A 20,944-nucleotide genomic window follows, 5' to 3' on the forward strand; every position below is an offset into this window, starting at 1 on the left:
ACGAGAACCGGGTCTGCACGATCTGCGACGTCACACCATCCTTGAAGACGTAGCCGCGCACGTCGGACCGGCCGAGCCCCTGCACGTCCATGACGTGCACGGAGATCCCGTCGGCCAGGAAGTTGAACCACTTGTAGTGCAATGTGCTGCCCCAGTCCCGCGCGCCCCAGGAGTGGTCGCGGTGACCAAAGCCGTCCAGCGCGAACTCGCGCCCGCGATCGGCGCGGTGCCGTGGACGCGCCCCCCTGCTCGAGGCGCTCGTCCGCGAAGTACCGAGGGGACGGGTCCGGGTGACTCGTGTAGGCGTAGGGCTCCCCCATCGGGGCGAACGCGAAGTCCAGCGACAGGTCGTCGCTCGCGTAGGTGATGTGCGCGGCGCGCACGTCGCCCTCGTGCCGCACGGCGATGGGTCCGGCCGACCACGACCCGAAGTCCGGCGAGGCCTCGACCGTCACGCCGTCGACCCGGTGGAACACGGGCTCATCGAAGGCCGAGCCGAACGCGATGCCGGCCGCGCCCGCGAGCCCGTGCGCGTCGACCCACGTGTACGCCACGAGCCCGAGGCGCTGCTCCGCGTCGGTGATGACCCACACGAGCGCCTCGCGGTTGTGCGGGCGCGCGGGGTCGAGGTCGTGGCGCTGGTCGAAGACGGGGGCTGGCATCAGCCGAATCTACGAGCCGGGTCACGGCTCGACTCCCTGCCGCGGGGGGGGGAAGTGCTTCTCCCGCGGATGGGAGAGGGGGCGCGAGGCCGACGACCGCTCACCTCAGATCCGATCCCCCTGCGGTCCGATCAGGCCCAGGCCGCGCTCAGGACGGCATACGTGCCGAGCTCGACGAGCTTGTTGACCGCACCGAACGCGTCGCCGGTGACACCGCCGAACGTGCGGGCCAGAAGCGTCGAGAGCCCCGCGGTCAAGAGGATCGCCGTGCCGAGGGCGAGGAGCCCGGGCCCGACCCCGGCTACCGTCAGCGCGACGGCGGCGCTGAACGCCGTCGGTACGACGAGTCCGCGCCGGCGGACCCGCACCAGCGTTCCGGACCCGTCGGGTCGCGCGGGCGGCCACCAGGCCGAGTGCGGGAGCGTCGACCAGCGGCCGAGGACATGCGCGACGAGGGCCGCACGCAGGACGTGCTCGCCGTCGAGCCCGGCCAGGACGCTCAGCGGGAAGACGATCGCGAACACGATCGCCAGGGCGCCATAGGTCCCCACGCGCGGGTCCTTGAGGATCTCCAGGCGCCGCTCGCGTGAGACGTGCGCGCCGAAGGCGTCGGCGATGTCGGCGAGGCCGTCCTCGTGGAAGCCGCCGGTGACGAGCACCGCGACGAGCAGGGCCAGGAGGGTTGCGGGCACCGGGTCCAGCGCCAGGTCGGCGAGCAGTCGCGTCCCGCCGAGCGCCCCGCCGACGATCAGCCCGACCGCCGGGAACCACTGCGCGGCGCGGCTCATCGCCGCGGCGTCCAGGCGCCCGGAGGCGCCCACGCGCAGGCGGGTGAGGAAGGCGATCGCGGTCCGTGCGTCGTCGAGCGTCCGGCGGGCACGGGCAGTCACCGCCGCAACGATGCCAGACGCCCGGACCCAATAGGATCGCGGCTGCGACGTACGAGGAACCCGGTGTGAATCCGGGACGGTCCTCGCCACTGTGACCGGGGAGCGACCCCCACTCCAAGCCACTGGGCACCTGCCTGGGAAGGCCGGGGGGAGCGACGATCCGGGAGTCAGGACACTCGTCCTCGCGTTCCAGAGTCCACGAGGGATTGGAGTGCTCCGTGTCCGTCACGGTGAGCGACGCATCGGTGTCCATGGCACCGCGACCATTGACCGGCGACGGTGCGCCCCGGGATCGCCCGGACCGCTGCCCCGGCGTGCTGCGGCCCCATGCGGCGGCGGACGGCCTGCTGGTACGCGTGCGGCCCGCCGCCGGACGGCTCGATGCCGATGCGCTCAGTGCACTGGCCCGAGCCGCGCGGCTCGGCAACGGGATCGTCGAGCTAACGAGCCGCGCCAACCTGCAGATCCGCGGCCTGAGCGAGCCGGTGCTCACCGAGGTGGCCACCGCGCTCACGGCGTCCGGCCTGTTGCGCTCGCGGACGCACGACCGGGCACGCAACATCAGCGCCGAGCCGCTCGTCGGACGCCGGCCAGGGTCGTGCCTCGGATCGGTGGCCGTCGAGGCGGTCATCGATGCGCTGGACGACGGGATCTGCGCCGACCCCGCGCTGGCCGACCTGCCCGCGCGCTTTCTCTACGCCGTCGAGGACGGGGACCCGGTGGGTGCGGTCCCCGGCGCCGACGTGCGACTCGTCGCCACGCGCGACGCCGGCTGGCACGTGGTCGTCGGCGACCGCGCGCTCGCGGCCGCGCCCGCCGACCGTGCGGTGGCGGGCGCGCTCGACGCCGCCCGCGCGTTCCTGCGCGAGGGCCTGGGCGCCTGGCGGATCGCCGAGGTGCCGGGCGCGGCGGCGACCATCGCGGCCGCAATCGGTGCCGACGTGCCGGTCGAACGCGTCGTGCAGGCGGAGCCCGAGCCGAGCGTAGGTGCGACCGAGCAGGCGGACGGCCGATCGGCGGTAGCGGCGCTCGCCCCCCTGGGCCGTCTGCCGATCCCCGCGCTCGACGCGCTGGCGACGGTCTCGCGCACGCACGCGGTCCGCGTGTCGGCCCAGCGGACGGTGGTGGTGCTCGACGTCCCGCGCGATCGGGTGGCGACCATCGAGGACACGCTGGCCGACGCCGGGCTGGTCCTCACGCCCGGCAGCGGGTGGGCGGGACTGACCGCCTGCGCCGGGACGGGCGCCTGCGCGAGCGCGCTCGCCGACGTGCGGGCTGCTGCGGCGGCGCGGGCCACGCAGCGCGGGCCGGGGGCGCCGCGGGAGCACTGGGCGGGCTGCGGCAGGCGCTGCGGGCAGACGGCCGGCGTGCGACGAGCGGTCGTCCCGCGCGCGGACGGCGGCTGGGACGTCGAGGAGGTGATGGCGTGAACACGCTCGACCACCTGCGCGACGGCGCGGAGATCTACCGCCGCTCGTTCGCGACGATCCGCGCCGAGGCCGACCTGACGTCGTTCGACCCGCTGACCGAGCGCGTCGTCGTGCGGATGATCCACGCCTGCGGCATGGTCGACCTCGCCGGCGATGTCGTTGCCTCAGCGGGCTTCGCGGCCGCCGGGGTGGCCGCGCTGCAGGCCGGCGCTCCCGTGCTGTGCGACACGAACATGGTCGCCTCCGGCATCACCCGCCGCAGGCTCCCCGCCGACAACGACGTCATCTGCCTGCTCACGGACCCGCGGGTCCCGTCGGTCGCGCGGCAGATCGGCAGCACCCGAACCGCCGCTGCCGTCGACCTCTGGGCCGACGCGGGGCGCCTCGGCGGCGCGGTGTGCGTCTTCGGCAACGCGCCGACCGCCCTGTTCCGGCTGCTCGAGCTCATCGAGCAGGGCGCGCCGCGGCCCGCCGCCGTCATCGGGATCCCGGTCGGGTTCATCGGCGCGGTCGAGTCCAAGGACGCGCTGGCGTCACATCCCAGCAGGCTCGAGCATCTCGTCGTGCGCGGTCGTCGCGGCGGCAGCGCCATGGCCGCCGCCGCCGTCAACGCCCTGGGGAGCGCGGAGGAATGAGCGTGATGACCGGAAGGCTGATCGGCATCGGCGTCGGGCCCGGGGATCCCGAGCTCCTGACGCTCAAGGCGCTGCGCGCGCTGCAGGCGGCACACGTCGTGGCGTACCCGATCGCGCGCGGGAAGCGCGGGGTCGCCCGCAGCGCGGCGGCGCCGCACCTGCGGCCCGAGCAGGTCGAGCTCCCGCTCGTGTACCCGACGACGACCGAGGGCACGGCGGACGCCGGCGCCTACGACCGGACGCTGCGCGCCTACTACGACGAAGGCGCGGACCTGATCGCGGCGCACCTCGACGAGGGCCGCGACGTCGCGGTGCTCTGCGAGGGGGACCCGTTCTTCTACGGCTCCTACATGTACCTGCACGAGCGGCTCGCCACGCGCTACCCGACCGAGGTCGTGCCGGGGGTGACCGCGTTCAGCGCCGCGGCCGCCGCGGCCGGGACGCCGCTGTGCAAGCACGACGACGTCCTGACGGTGCTCCCGGGCACGCTGGGCCCGCAGGAGCTGCGGGAGCGACTGGCGACGACGGACGCGGCCGTGGTGATGAAGCTCGGGCGCACGTTCGCCGGCGTGCGCGACGCGCTGCAGGACAGCGGCACGGTCGGGCGCGGGGTCTACGTGGAGCGGGCCTCGCACCCGGAGCAGCGCGTGGACACGGTCGCGGACGTCGACGCGGACGCGGTGCCCTACATGTCGATCGTGCTGGTGCCGACGGAGGCCGACGACCGGCTGCGGGCAGATGCGACCGAACCCGTCGGGGCGGTCGCGGCCGGCGTCGGCAGCGTGACGGTCGTCGGGCTCGGGCCCGCCGGCGCGCAGTGGCGCACACCGCAGGCCGACGCAGCGCTGGCCCGCGCCGACGCGATCGTCGGGTACGAGACCTACGTGAGCCGCGTGCCGGTGCGGGCGGGGCAGGAGCGGTTCGCCTCCGACAACCGCGTCGAGGTCGATCGCGCCCGTCACGCGCTGGAGCTCGCCGCGGGCGGGCGCCACGTGGCGGTCGTGTCCTCGGGTGACCCCGGGATCTTCGCGATGGCGTCCGCGGTGCTCGAGGCGTGGGAACGCGAGGTCGCCGACGGGAGCCCGCTGGGCGCCGTGACGATCGAGGTCGTGCCGGGCCTGTCGGCGATGCAGGCGGCGGCCTCGCGCGTCGGCGCTCCACTGGGCCACGACTTCGCGGTGATCTCGCTGTCCGACCAGCTCAAGCCGTGGGCGGTGGTGGAGCGGCGTCTGGAGGCGGTGTGCGGTGCCGACCTCGCGCTCGCCCTCTACAACCCGGCCTCGCGGACGCGGCGGCAGCAGCTCGACCGTGCGGTCGAAATCATCCGTGATCACCGCGATCCGGCGACCCCGGTGGTCGTCGCCCGCGCGGTCGGCGCGCCGGAGGAGTCGGTGACGGTAGTGGCGCTGGAGCAGCTCGACACGACGATCGTCGACATGCGCACGCTGCTCATCGTCGGGTCCTCGCAGTCGCGGATCGCGACGGCGCCGGACGGGCGACGGCTCGTCCACACCCCGCGCAGCTACCCGGTGCTCGCCGAGCCCGCCCGCGTCGTCTGAGCCGCGACCCAGGCTGCGGCGGCTCCGACGTCCGCGACCTCGGGCACGCCGACGGGGCGCGACGGGCGCTCCACGACGACGACGGGCAACCCGCGCTCGCGCGCCGCGTCGAGCTTCGCGGCGGTGAGCGCACCGCCGGAGTCCTTGGTCACGAGGACGTCGATGGCGTGCTCGTCGATCAGGGCGCCTTCGCCCGCTCGGGTGTAGGGGCCGCGGTCCAGAAGGAGCGCGTGGTGCGCCGGGAGATCGGCGGGGTCCGGCGGGTCGACCGTCCGGACGAGGAAGAAGGTCGCGTCGTCGTGCGCGAAGGCGGCGAGGCCCTGGCGGCCCGAGGTCAGGAATGCGCGGGTCCCGAGCGACGGGACGAGCGCGGCTGCTGCGGCGAGGGTCGAGACGCGGTGCCAGCGGTCGCCCGCTCGCGCGCTCCAGCCCGGCCGGGCGAGCCTCAGGAGGGGGACCCCGGCGCGCGGGCAGGCGGCTGCGGCGTTCACCCCGATGCGCTGCGCGAAGGGATGCGTGGCGTCGACGACCGCGTCGACGGCGTGCGCCGCGAGCCAGTCGGCGAGTCCTGCGACGCCGCCGAAGCCGCCGATCCGCACCTCGCCCACCGGCAGGCGCGGCCGCGCGACACGCCCCGCGAGCGACGTGATCACCGTGACCTCCGGCGCGTCGTCGTGCAGCGCCGCCGCGAGCGCGCGCGCCTCGCCGGTCCCGCCGAGGACCAGGACCGTCGTCACCGGCGGCGCAGCAGGTAGGTGTCGAACATCCAGCCCTTCTCCTGGCGAACCCGCGCGCGCAAGCGCACGATCTCGTCGGCCACGGCGTCGAGCGGGCCGGCGACGAGCAGCTCGTCGGGCGCGCCGAGGTAGGCGCCCCAGTAGATGTCGAACGCCTCAGGGTCGGGCAGCGACGCGAACGTGGCGTGCGCGTCGAGCATGACGACGACGTCGTCGACACCGGCAGGGACGCCGTGCTCGGCGAGCTGCCGCGCCGGGGTGACCTGCACCGTGCGGCCGACGCGGTTGAGCGGGATGCGGTGCCGGGCGGTGAGCGCGTGCACGCTGCTGATCCCCGGCAGGACGTCGAGCGAGACATCGGGGGCGTCGTCGGCCAGCACCTCCTGGACCACCGCCAGGGTGCTCTCGTAGAGCGACGGGTCGCCCCACACGAGGAAGGCCCCCGTCTCGCCCTCGGCCAGGTGCTCGCCCAGCGCGCGGGTCCAGAGCTCCCGGCGCTCCGCACGCCAGCGGCGCACCGCGGACGCGTAGTCCGGCGCGGTGCGCCAGGGCCGCGGCGGGTCGGGCAGCGCAACCGTCCGGTACGGGCCCGCCTGCGGCGTGCGGTGCCGTCGGAGCACCTCGCGGCGGGCCGCGACGAGGTCGTCGACCTGCTCGCCCTTCTCGACGACGAACAGGACGTCGAACGCGTTGAGCGCCGTCACGGCCTGGACCGTCACGTGGTTCGGGTCGCCGACGCCGATCCCGACCAGCAGCAGGCGGCGGCTCATCCGGTCCTCGTGCGCGCGGTGGAGTAGAGGTGGGAGGCGCACGCACCCTCGGCGCGCTCGCCCGCCAGCGCCGGGCCGACGAGGATCGTCGCCGTGCGCCGCACGCCGTGGTCGCCGACGAGCGCGGCGATCGTCCGGAGCGTGCCCTCGAGGACGAGCTCGTCCGGCCACGACGCGCGGGCGACCACGACGACCGGGCAGTCCTCGCCGTAGTGGGCGGCGAGCCGCGGCGCGAGCTCGTCGATCGCCTGGACCGCGAGGTGCAGGACGAGCGTCGTTCCGTGTGCGGCGAGACGGTCGAGGTCCTCGCCGGGCGGGAGCGCGGTCGCGCGCCGGGCGTGGCGCGTGAGGATGACGCTCTGGGCGACGGCGGGAACGGTGAGCTCGCGTCCGACAGCCGCGGCTGCGGCGGCGAACGCCGGGACCCCGGGCACGATCTCGAACGGGATGCCGCGGGCGCGCAGCCTGGCGGTCTGCTCGGTCATCGCGCTGTAGAGCGACGGGTCGCCGCTGTGCAGCCGCGCGAGGTCGTGGCCGGCGGCGTGCGCGTCGACGAGGATCGCCTCGATCTCGTCGAGCGTCAGGTGCTGGCTGTCGACGCGGCGGGCGTCAGGCGGGCAGTGCCCGAGGACCGCGGGCGGGACGAGCGCGCCCGCGTAGAGGCAGACGGCGCAGCGGCGCAGCACGTCCACCGCCCGCAGGGTGAGGAGGTCCGGCGCGCCGGGGCCGGCGCCGACGAAGAAGACGGTCACGGGACGAGGTGCTCCTTGGTGGCGGACCACTGGGTGATGGGCATCTGGGGGCGGAAGGCGGTGAAGCGCCCGACAGGATCGGCGTGGGCGAGCTGGATGCGGACGAGGCGGCCGCCGTACTCGGCGCGCGCGGTGAGGACCGCCTGCTCGGCCTCGAGCGTGACCGCGTTGACGACCAGGCGCCCGCCGGGCCGCAGCGTCGCCCAGCACGTGTCGAGCACGCCGGGGACGCTGGCCCCACCGCCGACGAAGATCGCGTCGGGAGGATCGCCGAGCGCGCCGAGGGCATCCGGCGCGCGGCCCGCGACCGTCGCCAGGCGGTCGGGGACGCCGAGGAGCCGGGCGTTCTCGATCACGCGCGCGAGGCGGTCGGCGCGCCAGTCCAGGGCGACGGCGGTCGCGCCGGGCTCGGCCCGCAACCACTCGATCGCGACCGACCCCGAGCCGGCGCCGATGTCCCAGAGCGCGGCGCCCAGGGTGGGCTGCAGCGCGCAGACGCTCAGCGCGCGGATCTCGCGTTTCGTGAGCTGACCGTCGTGGTCGTAGGCCTCGTCAGGCAGCCCCGGCGTGCGCGGCAGGAGCGGCGTACCGGCGTCGGGGCGGACCTCGATGGCCACGAGATGCAGCGGGGCGGCGGGCGCCCCGTCGTGCTCGGCGGCGGTGGTGCGGTGCAGTCGCTCGGACGGCCCGCCGAGGTCCTCGGCGATCGTGAGCGCACTCGCGCCGTGGCCGCGGTCGCGCAGCAGCGCGGCGGCCTGGGACGCGCCGTCGCTGCCGGTCACGTACGCGACGACCCTGCGTCCCGGCTGCAGGACCCCGGCGAGGACGTCGATCGGGCGAGCGACCGCGCTGACGAGCGTAGTGCCGGCGACCGGCCAGCCGAGGCGCGCGCAGGCGAGCTGGAACGCGGAGGCATGCGGGTGAACGCGCAGGCGCGTCGCGCCGAGACGCTGTGCGAGCGTCACGCCGACGCCGTGGAGCATCGGGTCGCCGCTGGCCAGGATCGTGAGCCCGCCCGCCGCGGCGAGGTCGGGCAGCGCGTCGTAGAGGTCGCGCATCGGGGAGGGCCACGGCCGGCGCTGCGCCTGCGTCGCGCCGGCTGGCACGAGGTCGAGATGGCGGCGGGCCCCGATCACCAGTCGCGCGTCGGCGATCGCGGTGCGGGCCGCGGGGGCGAGGCCGTCCCAGCCGTCGGCGCCGAGCCCGACCACCGCAACCGGTGGCGCGGTGGTGCTCATGCGAGGGGCACCGGTGTCAGGACATCGGCGAGGGCGTCGGCGAGCTTCGCGTTGGCCGTCGCGTCGCGGGCGGTCAGGCGCAGGTGGTCGGGCCCGAGCCCCGGGAACGTCGCCGCGTGACGCACGGCGATCCCGCGGTCGCGCAGCGCGGCGACGACACGCGGTCCGTCGGGGATCTCGACGAGCACGAAGTTGGTCGCCGACGGCCAGGTCCGAGCATGCGGCAGGCCGTCCAGTCGGGCGACGAGATCCTCGCGCTCGGCCTGCGCGCGGGCGGCGGCCGCGGCCAGGACCTCGGGGCGTCGTGCGACGGCGGCGAGCGCGGCCAGCGCGACGGCGTTGACCGACCACGGTGGGCGGACGGCACGCAGTCGGTCGGCGACCGGCGCGGCGGCGAGGGCATAGCCGGCGCGCAGGCCTGGCAGCGCGAGGGACTTCGTCAGGCTGCGCACGACGACCACGTCGTCCGGGGCGTCCGGGCAGGCGGCCAGCGATCCTGGCTCGCCGGGGACCAGGTCCATGAACGCCTCGTCGACGACGACGGTCCGGCCTGGGCGGCGCAGCGCCAGGACCGCGGCGCGCGGGTCCAGCGTGCCGGACGGGGAAGCCGGCGTCCCGACGACGACGAGGTCGGCGTCGTCCGGAACGGCGTCGGGGTCGAGGGCGAATCCCGCCGCGGGGTCGCGCAGGACGCGGACGACGGGGATCCCGTAGGCGCGCAACCCGGCTTCGGTCTCGGTGAACGCCGGGTGGACGACCGCGGCGCGGCGCGGGCGCAGCGCTGGGCCCAGGAGCCACAGGGCCGCCGCGGCGCCGTTGGCGGGAACGACCTCGCGCGGGTCGCGTCCGTGCAGTCCGGCGAGGGCGGCGACGGCCACGCGCTCGTCGGGATACCGGCCGCTCGTCGTCTCCAGGGCGTCGCGCAGGACGTCGCGCAGCCAGCCGGGCGTCCCGTCGGCCAGGACGTTCACGGCGTGGTCGGCGTCGCCGGGGCGCACCGCGGTGTCCCCGTGGGTGCGCAGGGCGGCGAGGTCGACGGCCGCCGGGGCGGAGGGCGTGGTGACGGGGACGACACCCCCGGCGACGACGAGCTCGACGGTCGCGCTCGCCACGGCCAGCGTCCGGCTGACGTCGCCGACGAGATCCACCCAGGTGCGCGACAGCGCGTCCATCGGGGTGACCCCGGCGCCGACCTGCTCGGCCACGACGATCACGTGCCCCGGGGCGCTGGGTGCGCTCTGCGCGAGGCGGGTCGCGGCGCCGGCGACGGCCCGCGCCGCCGCGTCGGGGTCCGCCGCGCCCTCGTGCAGGGCGGTGGCGATCCAGCCGCCGATCCCGTCGAGCAGCGCGCAGCCGCCGTGGCGCGCGATCCGTGCCGCTGTGGCGAGCGGGTCGGTCCCCGGGTGCGGCTCGACCGTGGCCCAGGTGTCGGGCCGGCCGGCACGGTGCGCGGCGATCCGCGCGCGCATCTCGTCGTCGATCGCCGCGCCCGTCGCGACGTACGTGACCGGCAGGCCGGTGGCGGACGCGAGCGCCTCCGCGCGGGCGCTCTTGCCCGACCGCGTGCCACCGAGGACGAGGGCGAGGCTCATCGGCCGAGCGCCGCGTCGACGAAGCGGCGTGCGGTCTGCGGGCTCGCGGCCCAGTGGGTGTGCAGGTAGCTCGCGTGGACCCCGCCCGCGATGACGCCCTCGGGTCGCTCCCGGCCACGGGCACGCAGGGTCCAGGCTGCGCGCTCGCCGTGGCCGGGAACGGTGGCGGAGTAGTGGAACTCGTGCCCGCGGACGTGGTCGCCGGCGAGCCAGACGGCGGAATCGCTCTCGGCCGTCGCCTCGCGGTAGCCGAGCGTGAGGCGGCCGGCCATGCTGGCGTCAGCAGCGAGCACGCCGCACATCGGGAGCTCGTCGAGCGTGCGGCAGAGGTACAGCAGCCCGCCGCACTCGGCGATGACCGGCGCGCCCGAGGCGGCGAACCGCGCGATGTCGGCGCGCATGGCGTCGTTGGCGGCGAGCGCCTCGCCGTGGACCTCGGGGAAGCCGCCGGCGAGAATCAGCGCGTCGCTGCCGTCGGGAAGTGTGGGGTCGACGGTCGGGTCGAACGGGGCGAGCTCGGCGCCCGCCGCGGTGAGCAGCTCGAGGTTCTCGGTGTAGTGGAAGCTGAACGCGGGACCCGCGGCGATCGCCACGCGCGCCCGCGGCGTGCCGTCACCGGCGGCGGACGCGGACCAGGGTTCGGCGGTCGCAGTGGGGTGGTCGCCGGCGCCGCGCCCCAGGCGCACGACCGCATCGAGGTCGACGTACCGGGCCGCGCACTCGGCGAGCGCGTCGAGCGCGGCCCGCGAGCGCTGCTCGCGCTCCACGACGGGCACGAGCCCGAGGTGCCGCTCGGGCGCCGCGACGCGCTCGTCCCGGCGCAGGGCGCCGACGACCGGCACGCCGAGGGGCTCGATCGCCTCGCGCAGCAGGTCCTCGTGGTGGTCGGAGCCGACGCGGTTCAGGATGACGCCGGCGATCGCGACGTCCGGGTCGAACGTGCGGTATCCGTGGACGATGGCGGCGGCAGACCGCGCCATCGCGGCGGCGTCGACGACCAGCAGGACGGGCGCGTCGAGGAGCTTCGCGACGTGAGCGGTCGAGGCGAGCTCGCCGCGGCCCGAGGCGCCGTCGAACAGGCCCATGACGCCTTCGACCACCGCGATGTCCGCGCCATTGGACCCGTGCTCCACCAGCGGCCCGATGAGCTCCGGGCCCGAGAGGAACGCGTCGAGGTTGCGGCCCGGGCGCCCGGAGGCCAACGCGTGGTAGGTCGGGTCGATGTAGTCGGGCCCGACCTTGAAGCCCTGGACCACGTGGCCGCGGGCGCGCAGCGCGCCGATGATCCCGCAGGCGACCGAGGTCTTGCCCGCGCCCGAGGAGGTCCCGGCGATGACGATCCGCGGGATCACGGCGACCACAGGACCCATGGGACCGGGTCGCCGTCGTGCCGGCCGGTGGCCGGATCGCAGCCGTGGTCGGCCCCGACCGCCAGGCTGGTGTCGGTCCGGCCTGCAACCGCGGCGCGCAGCGGGCCGATCACGTAGCGGTCCGCCGCCTCGATCGCGCAGACCTTGGCCTCCTCGTCCCCGCGGTGGGCGGCGGCGTCGGGGGCGCCGACGTGGACAACGATCCGGGTGGCACCGTCCTCCAGGGCGGCGAGCGCGGCGGCGGTCTTCGCACGCAGGTCGGTGTCGGTGTCGCCGGTCGCGCCGTCCGGGACGACGACGCGCGCGCCCAGGAGCGTGGCGGCCCCGGAGGCGGCCCCGCGGGCGGCGATCACGACCGTCGTGGCGTCCAGGACACCGGTGGGCGGGACGAGGCCCGCCGACCAGACGCGGGCGGACGTCGAGAGGGCCGGAAGGCGCCCGGGACCGATGGCGAGATGCCCGCGCGCCGCGTCGAGCGCGTGGACCGCGAATCCCGTCGCCGCCAGGGCCGCGAGGTCCTCGCCAGTTGCGCCGTCGATCCGCACCGCGCGCGTCCCGACCGGCACGTCGATGCCGTGTGCAGCGGCCTCAAGGGCGGCCCGGTCCACCGGCGCGGGCGGTGTCCAGCCGAGCAGGACCGGCAGCGCCGTCTCGGTCCCCACGGGGAGCCCGTCGGGGGTCGTGCGGCGCAGCGTGATCCTCCCGGAGGTGGCCAGCGCGTCGAGCTCGGGCGTGTGCGCGCGGCGCAGCGACGTGCTTCCGTCCGCGGCGGGCGGTTCGGTCGCGCCGTCGAGGACGACCTCCAGCGCGCTCACCACTCGATCCCCTGCTGGGCGCGGATCCCCTGGTCCATCGGGTGCTTGACCTTGCCGATCTCGCTGACGAGGTCGGCAAGCTCGAGCAGCTCGGGGGCCGCGTCGCGGCCGGTGATCACGACGTGCTGGAAGCCCGGACGGTTCCTGATCGTGTCGACGACGTCCTGCACGTCGATCCAACCCCACTTCACCGGGTAGGTCAGCTCGTCGAGGACGAGGAACTCGTAGCGCTCCTCCGCGATGCGGCTCTTGACCTCCTCCCATCCGGCACGGGCCATGTCGGCGGACTCGTCGAGATCCTTCGAGAGCCAGGACCAGCCGTCGCCCATCTTCTCCCAGTCGATCCCGCCGAGCGCCTCGGCGGCCTTCGCCTCGCCGACCTTCCACTTGCCGGACTTCACGAGCTGGAAGACGCCGCAGCGGTAGCCGCGCGCCCAGGCGCGCAGGAGCATCCCGAACGCGCTGGTGCTCTTGCCCTTGCCGTGGCCGGTGATGACCATGACGAGCGGCTTGTCGCGCGGCTTGCGACGCTTGGGCTCGGCCGAGCCCTGGTCGTCGGGGGTGTGAGGGACGTCGACGTCGGTGTGACGGGCGAGCGGGGTGTCGGTGTCGGTCGTGCTCATGGGGCCCTCCGGGGGGCGGTGGTGCTGAGGGTGGTGACGGTCGCGCCGGCCGCGGTGGCGATGGGCGCGACGAGGCCGAGGCGGACGGGACCGTCCTCGGTGTCGACGAGGTGCACTTCGGCGATGCGAGACAGGCGTGCGGCGGCCGCGTTGACCGCCGTGGTGTCGTGCGCGACGACGCGGCCGTCGGTGAGGACGACGCAGAGCGCGCGACGGTCCGGGTCGCGGGTGCGCTCGCGGTGGATCTCGTCGGCGGCGGCGTCGAGTCCCGCGGCGAGCGGGGTGCGGCCGCCGGCGGGCAGCGCGCGGACGGCGGCGGCCGCCCGCTCCAGCGGGGTGCCGGGCGCGGCGAGGACGGTGGCGCGGTCGTCGTGGAAGGCGATGACGGCGACGCGGTCGCGGCGGGCGTAGGCGTCGCGCAGCACCTCGAGTAGCGCACCCTTGACGCGGGCGAGGCGTGAGCGAGCGGCCATCGACCCGCTCGTGTCGACGACGAGGACCAGGAGTGCCCCCTCGCGCCCGGCCCGCACCACCCCCCGCAGGTCCCGACCCGGCGACGTGAGGGTGGCGGCCAGCGCGATCGGGTCATCGGCCTGGTGCGCACGGGTGCCGATCGCGGGGGCGTCGGGGCCCGTGGTGCGGCCGCGCCGCCCGGCCGGCCCCACGCCGCGTCCGGGGAGCGCGAGGCGCGCGCGCAGTGCGGCGCGCTGGGGGTCGGGGACGCTGCCGGGGGCGCCTGCGCTGTCCGTCGCGCCCACGCCGCCAGTGGCGCCCACGCCGCCCGTAGGGCTGACGCCGCCCGTCGCGCCGACGCTGCCGGTGATGCCGACGCTGCCGGTGGTGCCGCCGCCGGCGGGCTCCACCGACTCCGTTCCGCGGGGCGGCGATGCCGCACCACCGGCGGGGCCGTCGTCGTCGGGGCCCTCCGGGTCCCGCTCCGGCGGCGTCGCCCCCGACACCGCCTCCTCGATCTCGTTCGTCCCGGCGTGCGCCTCCTCGAGCGGATCGCGCCGGCGCCGGTGCGCGAGGGCGAGCACCGCGGCGCGGCGGACGTGCGACTCGTCGACCTCCACGGCCCCGTCGAGCGCCGCCAGCACCCGCGCGGCCCGCGCGCAGGTGACGTCGCCACGCACGCCGTCGAGGCCGAGGGCCGCGCACGCGCCGGTGATCCGCAGCAGCTCCCGCTCCGGCAGGCGCACGTCGCCAATCAGCTCCCGCGCGCCGGCGATCTGCGCGCGGAGCGCGTCCTCATCGCCCGCCCAGCGCGCCACGAAGCCTGCGCGGTCGGCCTCGTAGGCCAGCCGCCGCCGAACGACCTCGGCGCGCTGCGCCGGGTCCGTCGGGGTGACGACGTCCACGCCGAGCCCGAACCGGTCGAGCAACTGTGGGCGAAGCTCGCCCTCCTCGGCGTTCATCGTCCCGACGAGCAGGAAGCGCGCGTCGTGCACGACCGACACCGCCTCGCGCTCGACACGGCAGACGCCGGTCGCCGCAGCGTCGAGCAGCGCGTCGACGAGGTGGTCGGCGAGCAGGTTGACCTCATCGACGTAGAGCAGCCCGCGGTCCGCGCGGACGAGCAGGCCGGCCTCGTACGCTGCCTCCCCCGCGAGGGCCCGGCCGAGGTCGAGCGCGCCCACCAACCGGTCGAGCGTCGTGCCGAGCGGGACCTCGACGAGCCGGCCCTCGTCGGGCAGCAGGTCGGCGAGGGCCCGGACCGCCGTCGACTTCGCCGTCCCGCGCTCGCCTCGGACGAGCACGCCGCCGACACCGGGATCGACCGCGCACACGAGCAGCGCCTCGACGAGGGCCTCCTGGCCGACGATCGCCGACAGCGGGAAGACGGGGGCGCTCACGCCGACGCATCCTCCAGGTCGCCCTCGAGCGCGAGGTAGCGCTCGCGCACCGCGTCGAGCGTGCCCTCGGCCGGCGAGGCCCACATGCCGCGGTCCGCCGCCTCGAGCAGGCGCTCGGCGATCGACCGGGCGGCCCACGGGTTCGCCGCGTCCGTGAACCCGGCGACGTCCGGATCGAGCAGGTACTTCTCGGCGACTGCGTCGTACATCCAGTCCGACGCCACGCCGGTCGTCGCGTCGTACCCGAACAGGTAGTCGACGGTGGCGGCGAGCTCAGCCGCGCCCTTGAACCCGTGGCGGCTCATCGACCCGATCCAGCGCGGGTTCGCGACGCGGGCGCGGAACACCCGGCGAGTCTCCTCGGCGACGGTGCGCATCCGCACCTTGGCCGGGTCCGACGAGTCGCCCAGGTACGCCGCCGGCTCGCGTCCCGACAGCGCGCGGACGGTCGCCACCATGCCGCCGTGGTACTGGTAGTAGTCGTCGGAGTCGAGGTGGTCGTGCTCGCGCGAGTCGACGTTCTTCACCGCCACGTCGATCCGGCCGAAGCACGCGCGCATCGCCTCCCCCGCCGGCGCGCCGTCGAGGCCGCGGCCGTACGCGAACCCGCCCCACGCCTCGTACACCGCGGCGAGGTCGCGATCGTCCCGCCAGTCCCGCGTCTCCAGCAACTGGATGAGACCGGCGCCGTACGTCCCCGGCTTCGACCCGAAGACCCGCGTGGTGGCGCGCCGCCAGGCGGCGGCCTCGTCGAGGGACGACGCCAGCGCCTGGGCCTCGGCCCGTGCGTGCGCGCGGACGAAGTTCATCTCGTCCGGCTCGTCGAGCGCGGCAACGAGGGCGACCGCGTCGTCGAGCAGCGTGAGCAGGTGCGGGAACGCGTCCCGGAAGAAGCCGCTGATCCGCAGCGTCACGTCGATCCGCGGGCGCCCGAGTTCCTCCAGCGGGACGACCTCCAGTCCGGTCACGCGGCGGGAGGACGCATGCCACGTCGGGCGCACGCCGAGCAGCGCGAGGACCTGCGCCGCGTCGTCGCCCTGCGTGCGCATCGCCGCCGTCCCCCAGGCGACGAGGCCGACCATGCGCGGCAGCTCACCGGCGTCGGTGACGTGCCGCTCGATGACCGCGTCGGCCAGCCGCACGCCCGTCTGGTGGGAGAGCTGCGACGGCAGCGCGCGCGGGTCGACCGAGTAGAAGTTGCGGCCGGTCGGCAGCACGTCGAAGCGTCCGCGCGTCGGGGCGCCCGAGGGGCCCGAGGGGACGTGGCGGCCGCGCAGGGCGCGCAGCACGTTCGTCATCTCGTCCGTCGTGCGACGCAGCGCGGGGACCACCTGGCCTGCAGCGAAGTCCAGTGCGGCGACGAGATCGGCGTCGTCGTGACCGACCACGGATCGCGCGACCTCCGGGACCCGGGCGACGTCCCAGTCGTGCTCCGCCAGCCCGACGAGCAGCGCCTGCTGGGCCTCCTCCAGGCGGTCGAGCACGTCGCTGCCGCGGTGCGATGTGCCGGGGAAGCGGGTGACGAGCGCTGCGGCGCTGTCGGCGGGCACGCGCGCCCCTGGTGCCTCCACGAGCGCCGGCTCGTCGAGCCCGAACGCGGCAGCGAGCGCGCGGCGCAACCCGGGGACCCCGCCGTGCCCGTGCCGGGCGATCGCCGCGACGAGCCCGCGCAGCTGCGGCCCCTCGGGCACGGCGCCCAGCACGTGCAGCCCGTCCTTGATCTGGACGTCCTTCACCTCGCAGAGGTAGCCGTCGAGATGCTCGACGAGCGTGCCCGCGTCCTCCGGGGCGTCCGCGTCGCAGGAGAGCCCGAGGTCCTCGTGCAGGTTCGCGGCCTGGATCGCCTGCCAGATCTGGGCGCCGAGCCCAGGCAGCTTGGACGGGTCGAGGACCTCGAGTCGCGCGTACTCATCCATCAGCGCCTCGAGGTCGGCGAGCTCGTCGTAGCTCTCCGCGCGCATCATCGGGGGGACGAGGTGGTCGACGACGACGGCGTGGGCGCGGCGCTTGGCCTGCGCGCCCTCACCGGGGTCGTTGACGACGAACGGGTAGACGAGCGGCGTGTCGCCGAGCGCCGCGTCGGGCGCGCACTCCTGCGACAGGGCGAGCATCTTGCCGGGGAGCCACTCGAGCGTGCCGTGCTTGCCGAGGTGGACGATCGCGTCGGCGCCCCACGCCTCGCGCAGCCAGCGGTAGGCCGCGAGGTAGTGGTGCGCGGGGGCGAGCTCGGGGTCGTGGTAGATCCCGACCTGGTCGTCGCCGTAGCCGCGCGGCGGCTGGATGAGGACGACGACGTCGCCGTACTCGACGCCTGCGACGACGAAATCGGAGCCGTCGAGGTAGCGGTCGCCGGGCGCCGGGCCCCACTTGTCCTCCATGTCGGCCCGCAGCGCGGCCGGGAGCGTCGCGTACCAGTCGAGGTAATCGCGGACGGGAAGCCGGAGGCGGGCCTCGGCGAGCTGGGCGTCGGTGAGGAACTCCGGGTCGTGCCCGCCCGCCGCGATCAGCTCGTGCATGAGAGCGTCGCCGTCGGCCGGGATGTCGCTGACGTCCACGCCGTCGTCGCGCAGCGCGTGGAGCAGGCGGATGGCGCTCGCCGGCGTGTCGAGGCCGACCGCCATGCCGATCCGCGCGTGCTTGGTCGGGAAGGCGGTGAGGACGATCGCGACGCGCCGGCGCGCGCTCGCGTCACGCAGCCGGGCGTGCCGCACGACGAGACCGGCGAGCCGGTCGCAGCGCTCGGCGTCGGGCACGTACCGGGGGACGGCGCAGCCGACCGCGCGTGCTGCGTCGTCGTCGGGCACCGCCTCCTTGAAGCAGATCGGCCCGCCGATGATGCGGCCGTCGAACTCGGGGATCGCGACCTGGGTCGCCGCGTCGATCGGCAGGAGGCCCTCGTCCCCGGTCGCCCAGCGCTCCCGGCTCATGGTCACGCACAGCGCCTGGACGACGGGCACGTCGAGCGCCTCGATCGCGCTCGCGTCCCACGACATGCGGTCCTCGCCCTCGGTGCTGCCCGCGTCGCCGGCGTGCGAGCCGCCGGTCGCGAGCATGGTCGTGACGAGCGCGTCGACGTGGCCGGCCAGCAGGTCGAGGGCGGCGACCCGGCCGTCCCCCGGGGAGCGCCGCAGCGAGTAGGACCACACCGGCAGCGGAACGCCGTCCGCCCGCTCGATCGCCGCGCAGAGACCGTCGACGAAGTCGGTGTTCCCGGTGAGCCGGTGCGAGCGGTAGAACGTGATCCCGATGACGGGCTTCACGGGGTCGCGTCCGGCGAGCGCCTCCTCGACCGTCACGTCGCCGCGGCCGGGCAGGTAGACGCCGAGGTCCGGCACCGGTGCGGGCGGTTCGAAGCCGTGGCCCTCGAGCAGGAACGTGTCGGCGAGGAACCGCAGGAGCTGCTCGACGTTCGCGACGTCGCCGGAGGCGAGGTACTCGCCGGCCTGCGCGACGGCCCCCGAGGGCGCGGTCGAGAGCGCGGTCATCTCCGCGTCGGGGGCGGCCTCGCCGCCGAGCGCGATCAGCGCGACGCCCTGCTCGCGGCAGCGTGCGGCGAGGCGGTCGACGCCGCCGTCCCAGCCGCGACGGCCGCCGAGGACGCGAAGCACGACCACACGCGCGCCGTCGAGCACGTGGTCGCAGAACGGCTCGATATCGCGTGTGCCGCGCGGGTTCGCGCAGCGCACCTCGGGGAAGTCGTCCGGCAGCGCACGCACGGCGGCCGCGGTGGCGAGGATCTCGGTGTCGGCGGTCGTCACGAAGCGGAGCACGCGGGCTCCTCCTTGGCAGTGAGGCTCAACGTCAGCGTGGGCAGGCCGGCGGGAACGCCGCCGGTGATCAGGTTGGTGAGGGCCGCGGTGTCGGCGTGCTCCTCGACGAGGTCACCGAGGCGGTCGAGGTGGCGTTCGCGGACCGCGGCGAACGGCTCGCCGCCGGAGGTGAAGGAGCGGCCCGTCCGCGCCGCCACCTCGCGCAGCAGCGCGCGGCGCAGGTCGTCGTGCTCCAGGACGCCGTGCCAGGAGGTGCCGAGGACGCAACCGCGGGCGCAGCCCTCCGGCTCGCCGTCGTCGCCGAGCAGCCACGGCTCGCCGTCGTCGTCGGTCGCGATACGCCCGTGGCGGATCTCGTAGCCGCCCGCGGTCGTGCCGAACCGCGGCGACGCTCCGTCGCGCAGCCGCAGCACCTTGCCGGCGGCGAACGTCGTCGTCACCGGCAGCAGCCCGAGCCCGTCGACAACGCCCGCCCGCGACTCGACCGCGTCCTCGATCCTCGTCCCGAGCACCTGGTAGCCGCCGCAGATCCCGAGGATCGTCCCACCCGCCGCGGCCCGCTCGACGAGCGCCCGGTCCAGGCCGTCCGCGCGCAGCCGGGCGAGGTCCTCCACGGTTGCCTTCGTCCCGGGGAGCACGACGAGATCGGCCCGCGCGATGTCGGCCGGGCTGCGGGTGAACCGCACGCGTACGCCGGGCTCTGAGGCGAGCGCGTCGACGTCGGTGAAGTTGCTCATCCACCGCAGGCGCAGCACGGCGACCTCCAGCACGTCGCGGGAGGCGACGCCGCCGGTGGGCCGTGAGACCTCGAGCGCGAGCGAGTCCTCCGCGTCGAGCCACAGGTCCTCGGCGTACGGCAGCACCCCGAGCGTCGGGCGGCCGGTCCGACCGCGCAGGTCGTCGAGCCCGGGGGCGAGGATCCCCAGGTCCCCGCGGAACTTGTTGATCAGGAAGCCGCCGACGTGCGCCTGGTCCTCGGCGTCGAGCGACGCGAGCGTCCCGATGAGCGACGCGAACACGCCGCCGCGGTCGATGTCCCCGACGAGCAGGACCGGGAGCCCGGCCGCGCGCGCGAGACCCAGGTTGGTGAGGTCGGCATGGCGGAGGTTGATCTCGGCCGGCGAGCCGGCGCCCTCGCAGATCACGACGTCGTACCGCGCCCGCAGGTCGGCGAGCGCCGCAGCGACGATCGGCCGCAGCTCGTCCTTACGGGCCTGGTAGCTGCGGGCGTCGGTGTCCATGAACGGCCGGCCGTTCACGATCACCTGACTGTGGCGCTCGCCCGACGGCTTGATGAGGATCGGGTTCATCGCCGCCTCGGGCTCGATCCCGGCGGCCGCGGCTTGCACCGCCTGCGCCCGCCCGATCTCCGCGCCGTCGCGGGTGACGACGCTGTTGAGCGCCATGTTCTGCGCCTTGAACGGCGCGACGCTCACGCCCTGCCGGTGAAGCCAGCGGCAGATCCCGGCGGTGACGAGGGACTTGCCCGCATCGGAGTGGGTGCCGCAGACGAGGAGGGCGCCGTTCATCGCGCGGGCCTCTCCGGCTGCGCGCCGCCACCGGTTGACGAGTGAGAACGGGCAGAGCGGCGCCGACGGACAGCCACCCGACCCAGCGCGGATGCCACGGCGGCCACGACCCCAACCGCCCGGGACAGCCGGACCACCCGGTCGACGTCGGCGAGGACGACCGGGCGCGCACCAGGCTCGCGCGCGCCGAGGACGGGCCGGTCCTCCTGACGACCGCCGTACGAGAGCGACCCGCCGAGCACGACCCCCAGCGCCCCGGCGAACGCCGACTCGACCGGGCCGGCGTTCGGCGACGGGTGCGCGCCGCCGTCGGCGCCGGCCACCCGCAGCGCGGCGACCGGTGACCCGCCGACGACCGGCGCGCAGGCGGCGGTGAGCGCCACCGTCAGACGGGCGGGCAGCCAGACCAGGACATCGTCCAGGCGCGCGGCGGCCCAGCCGTACCGCGCGTACCGCGGCGAGCGGTGGCCCCACATCGCGTCGAGTGTGTTCGCGGCGCGGAACCCCGCGACGCCGGCGGGACCGGCGACGGCGCCCCAGAACAGCGCGCCGACCACGGCGTCGGACGTGTTCTCGGCGACCGACTCCACGACCGCGCGGGCGACGCCCTCGGCGTCGAGCTCGGCAGGATCGCGGCCCACGAGCGCCGGAAGCGCGGCGCGGGCGCCGTCGAGGTCGCCGGCGTCGAGGTGAGCGGCGATGCGCGCGGCGACCGCGCC

Annotated in this window: 16 protein-coding genes and 1 riboswitch; of the genes, 3 read left to right on the top strand and 13 right to left on the bottom strand. The window is 75.8% G+C overall.

Annotated features, from left to right (window positions below; all coding sequences use genetic code 11):
- Positions 1-793 precede the first annotated feature (793 nt).
- Complete coding sequence (cobS, locus tag ABYE80_RS05330) at positions 794-1,552, bottom strand: adenosylcobinamide-GDP ribazoletransferase (RefSeq protein WP_372789223.1); 759 nt, start codon at positions 1,550-1,552, stop codon at positions 794-796.
- Between the two features lie 16 nt (positions 1,553-1,568).
- Positions 1,569-1,751: riboswitch (cobalamin riboswitch) on the top strand.
- Between the two features lie 52 nt (positions 1,752-1,803).
- Here cobS and ABYE80_RS05335 point away from each other — a divergent pair.
- Genes ABYE80_RS05335 through ABYE80_RS05345 form a run of 3 tightly spaced genes read left to right on the top strand, consistent with a single transcriptional unit; the run spans position 1,804 to position 5,176 of the window.
- Positions 1,804-2,982 (top strand): precorrin-3B synthase, encoded by a 1,179-nt coding sequence (locus tag ABYE80_RS05335; RefSeq protein WP_372789224.1) that lies wholly within the window; start codon positions 1,804-1,806, stop codon positions 2,980-2,982.
- Positions 2,979-3,617 (top strand): precorrin-8X methylmutase, encoded by a 639-nt coding sequence (locus tag ABYE80_RS05340; RefSeq protein ID WP_372789225.1) that lies wholly within the window; start codon positions 2,979-2,981, stop codon positions 3,615-3,617. The genes ABYE80_RS05335 and ABYE80_RS05340 overlap by 4 nt, the downstream gene beginning before the upstream one ends.
- 5 nt (positions 3,618-3,622) lie before the next feature.
- The gene (locus tag ABYE80_RS05345; RefSeq protein WP_372789226.1) at positions 3,623-5,176 is read left to right on the top strand and encodes a precorrin-2 C(20)-methyltransferase; all 1,554 of its coding nucleotides are present in this window, start codon (positions 3,623-3,625) and stop codon (positions 5,174-5,176) included.
- Here the strand turns inward: ABYE80_RS05345 and ABYE80_RS05350 are convergent.
- The 12 genes from ABYE80_RS05350 to ABYE80_RS05405 all read right to left on the bottom strand — a co-directional run.
- Complete coding sequence (locus tag ABYE80_RS05350; RefSeq protein ID WP_372789227.1) at positions 5,140-5,913, bottom strand: cobalt-precorrin-6A reductase; 774 nt, start codon at positions 5,911-5,913, stop codon at positions 5,140-5,142. The genes ABYE80_RS05345 and ABYE80_RS05350 overlap by 37 nt on opposite strands.
- Positions 5,910-6,683: a precorrin-6A synthase (deacetylating) gene (gene cobF / locus ABYE80_RS05355; RefSeq protein ID WP_372789228.1), complete on the bottom strand. Its 774-nt coding sequence runs from the start codon at positions 6,681-6,683 to the stop codon at positions 5,910-5,912. The genes ABYE80_RS05350 and cobF overlap by 4 nt, the downstream gene beginning before the upstream one ends.
- Positions 6,680-7,435, bottom strand: a complete 756-nt coding sequence (gene cobM / locus ABYE80_RS05360; RefSeq protein ID WP_372789229.1) for a precorrin-4 C(11)-methyltransferase — start codon at positions 7,433-7,435, stop codon at positions 6,680-6,682. The genes cobF and cobM overlap by 4 nt, the downstream gene beginning before the upstream one ends.
- On the bottom strand, positions 7,432-8,673 hold the full coding sequence (gene cbiE, locus ABYE80_RS05365) for a precorrin-6y C5,15-methyltransferase (decarboxylating) subunit CbiE (RefSeq protein WP_372789230.1): 1,242 nt from the start codon (positions 8,671-8,673) through the stop codon (positions 7,432-7,434). Before cbiE ends, cobM begins: the two co-directional genes overlap by 4 nt.
- Entirely contained in the window at positions 8,670-10,265 is a 1,596-nt protein-coding gene (locus tag ABYE80_RS05370) for a bifunctional adenosylcobinamide kinase/adenosylcobinamide-phosphate guanylyltransferase (protein WP_372789231.1), read from the bottom strand. The genes cbiE and ABYE80_RS05370 overlap by 4 nt, the downstream gene beginning before the upstream one ends.
- Positions 10,262-11,635 (bottom strand): cobyrinate a,c-diamide synthase, encoded by a 1,374-nt coding sequence (locus ABYE80_RS05375; protein ID WP_372789232.1) that lies wholly within the window; start codon positions 11,633-11,635, stop codon positions 10,262-10,264. Before ABYE80_RS05375 ends, ABYE80_RS05370 begins: the two co-directional genes overlap by 4 nt.
- The gene (locus ABYE80_RS05380; protein WP_372789233.1) at positions 11,614-12,450 is read right to left on the bottom strand and encodes a hypothetical protein; all 837 of its coding nucleotides are present in this window, start codon (positions 12,448-12,450) and stop codon (positions 11,614-11,616) included. The genes ABYE80_RS05375 and ABYE80_RS05380 overlap by 22 nt, the downstream gene beginning before the upstream one ends.
- Complete coding sequence (gene cobO / locus ABYE80_RS05385) at positions 12,447-13,073, bottom strand: cob(I)yrinic acid a,c-diamide adenosyltransferase (protein WP_372789234.1); 627 nt, start codon at positions 13,071-13,073, stop codon at positions 12,447-12,449. The genes ABYE80_RS05380 and cobO overlap by 4 nt, the downstream gene beginning before the upstream one ends.
- Positions 13,070-14,926 carry a VWA domain-containing protein gene (locus ABYE80_RS05390; RefSeq protein ID WP_372789235.1) on the bottom strand — a complete coding sequence of 619 codons (1,857 nt, stop codon included), beginning with the start codon at positions 14,924-14,926 and terminating at the stop codon, positions 13,070-13,072. Before ABYE80_RS05390 ends, cobO begins: the two co-directional genes overlap by 4 nt.
- On the bottom strand, positions 14,923-18,696 hold the full coding sequence (gene cobN / locus ABYE80_RS05395; protein ID WP_372789236.1) for a cobaltochelatase subunit CobN: 3,774 nt from the start codon (positions 18,694-18,696) through the stop codon (positions 14,923-14,925). Before cobN ends, ABYE80_RS05390 begins: the two co-directional genes overlap by 4 nt.
- Complete coding sequence (locus tag ABYE80_RS05400) at positions 18,681-20,225, bottom strand: cobyric acid synthase (protein WP_372789237.1); 1,545 nt, start codon at positions 20,223-20,225, stop codon at positions 18,681-18,683. The genes cobN and ABYE80_RS05400 overlap by 16 nt, the downstream gene beginning before the upstream one ends.
- Positions 20,222-20,944: CobD/CbiB family cobalamin biosynthesis protein (locus tag ABYE80_RS05405; RefSeq protein WP_372789238.1), on the bottom strand; the 723-nt coding region annotated here is incomplete at its 5' end. The genes ABYE80_RS05405 and ABYE80_RS05400, both read right to left, overlap by 4 nt.

It is taken from the genome of Paraconexibacter sp. (assembly GCF_041602235.1).
Lineage (GTDB): Bacteria > Actinomycetota > Thermoleophilia > Solirubrobacterales > Solirubrobacteraceae > Paraconexibacter.

Coding starts and splice junctions, on each gene's coding strand:
- cobF (WP_372789228.1), bottom strand. CDS start 6,683: ATGAGCCGCCGCCTGCTGCTGGTCGGGATCGGCGTCGGCGACCCGAAC.
- ABYE80_RS05375 (WP_372789232.1), bottom strand. CDS start 11,635: ATGGGTCCTGTGGTCGCCGTGATCCCGCGGATCGTCATCGCCGGGACC.
- cobO (WP_372789234.1), bottom strand. CDS start 13,073: ATGAGCACGACCGACACCGACACCCCGCTCGCCCGTCACACCGACGTC.
- ABYE80_RS05370 (WP_372789231.1), bottom strand. CDS start 10,265: ATGAGCCTCGCCCTCGTCCTCGGTGGCACGCGGTCGGGCAAGAGCGCC.
- cbiE (WP_372789230.1), bottom strand. CDS start 8,673: ATGAGCACCACCGCGCCACCGGTTGCGGTGGTCGGGCTCGGCGCCGAC.
- ABYE80_RS05345 (WP_372789226.1), top strand. CDS start 3,623: ATGACCGGAAGGCTGATCGGCATCGGCGTCGGGCCCGGGGATCCCGAG.
- ABYE80_RS05335 (WP_372789224.1), top strand. CDS start 1,804: ATGGCACCGCGACCATTGACCGGCGACGGTGCGCCCCGGGATCGCCCG.
- ABYE80_RS05400 (WP_372789237.1), bottom strand. CDS start 20,225: ATGAACGGCGCCCTCCTCGTCTGCGGCACCCACTCCGATGCGGGCAAG.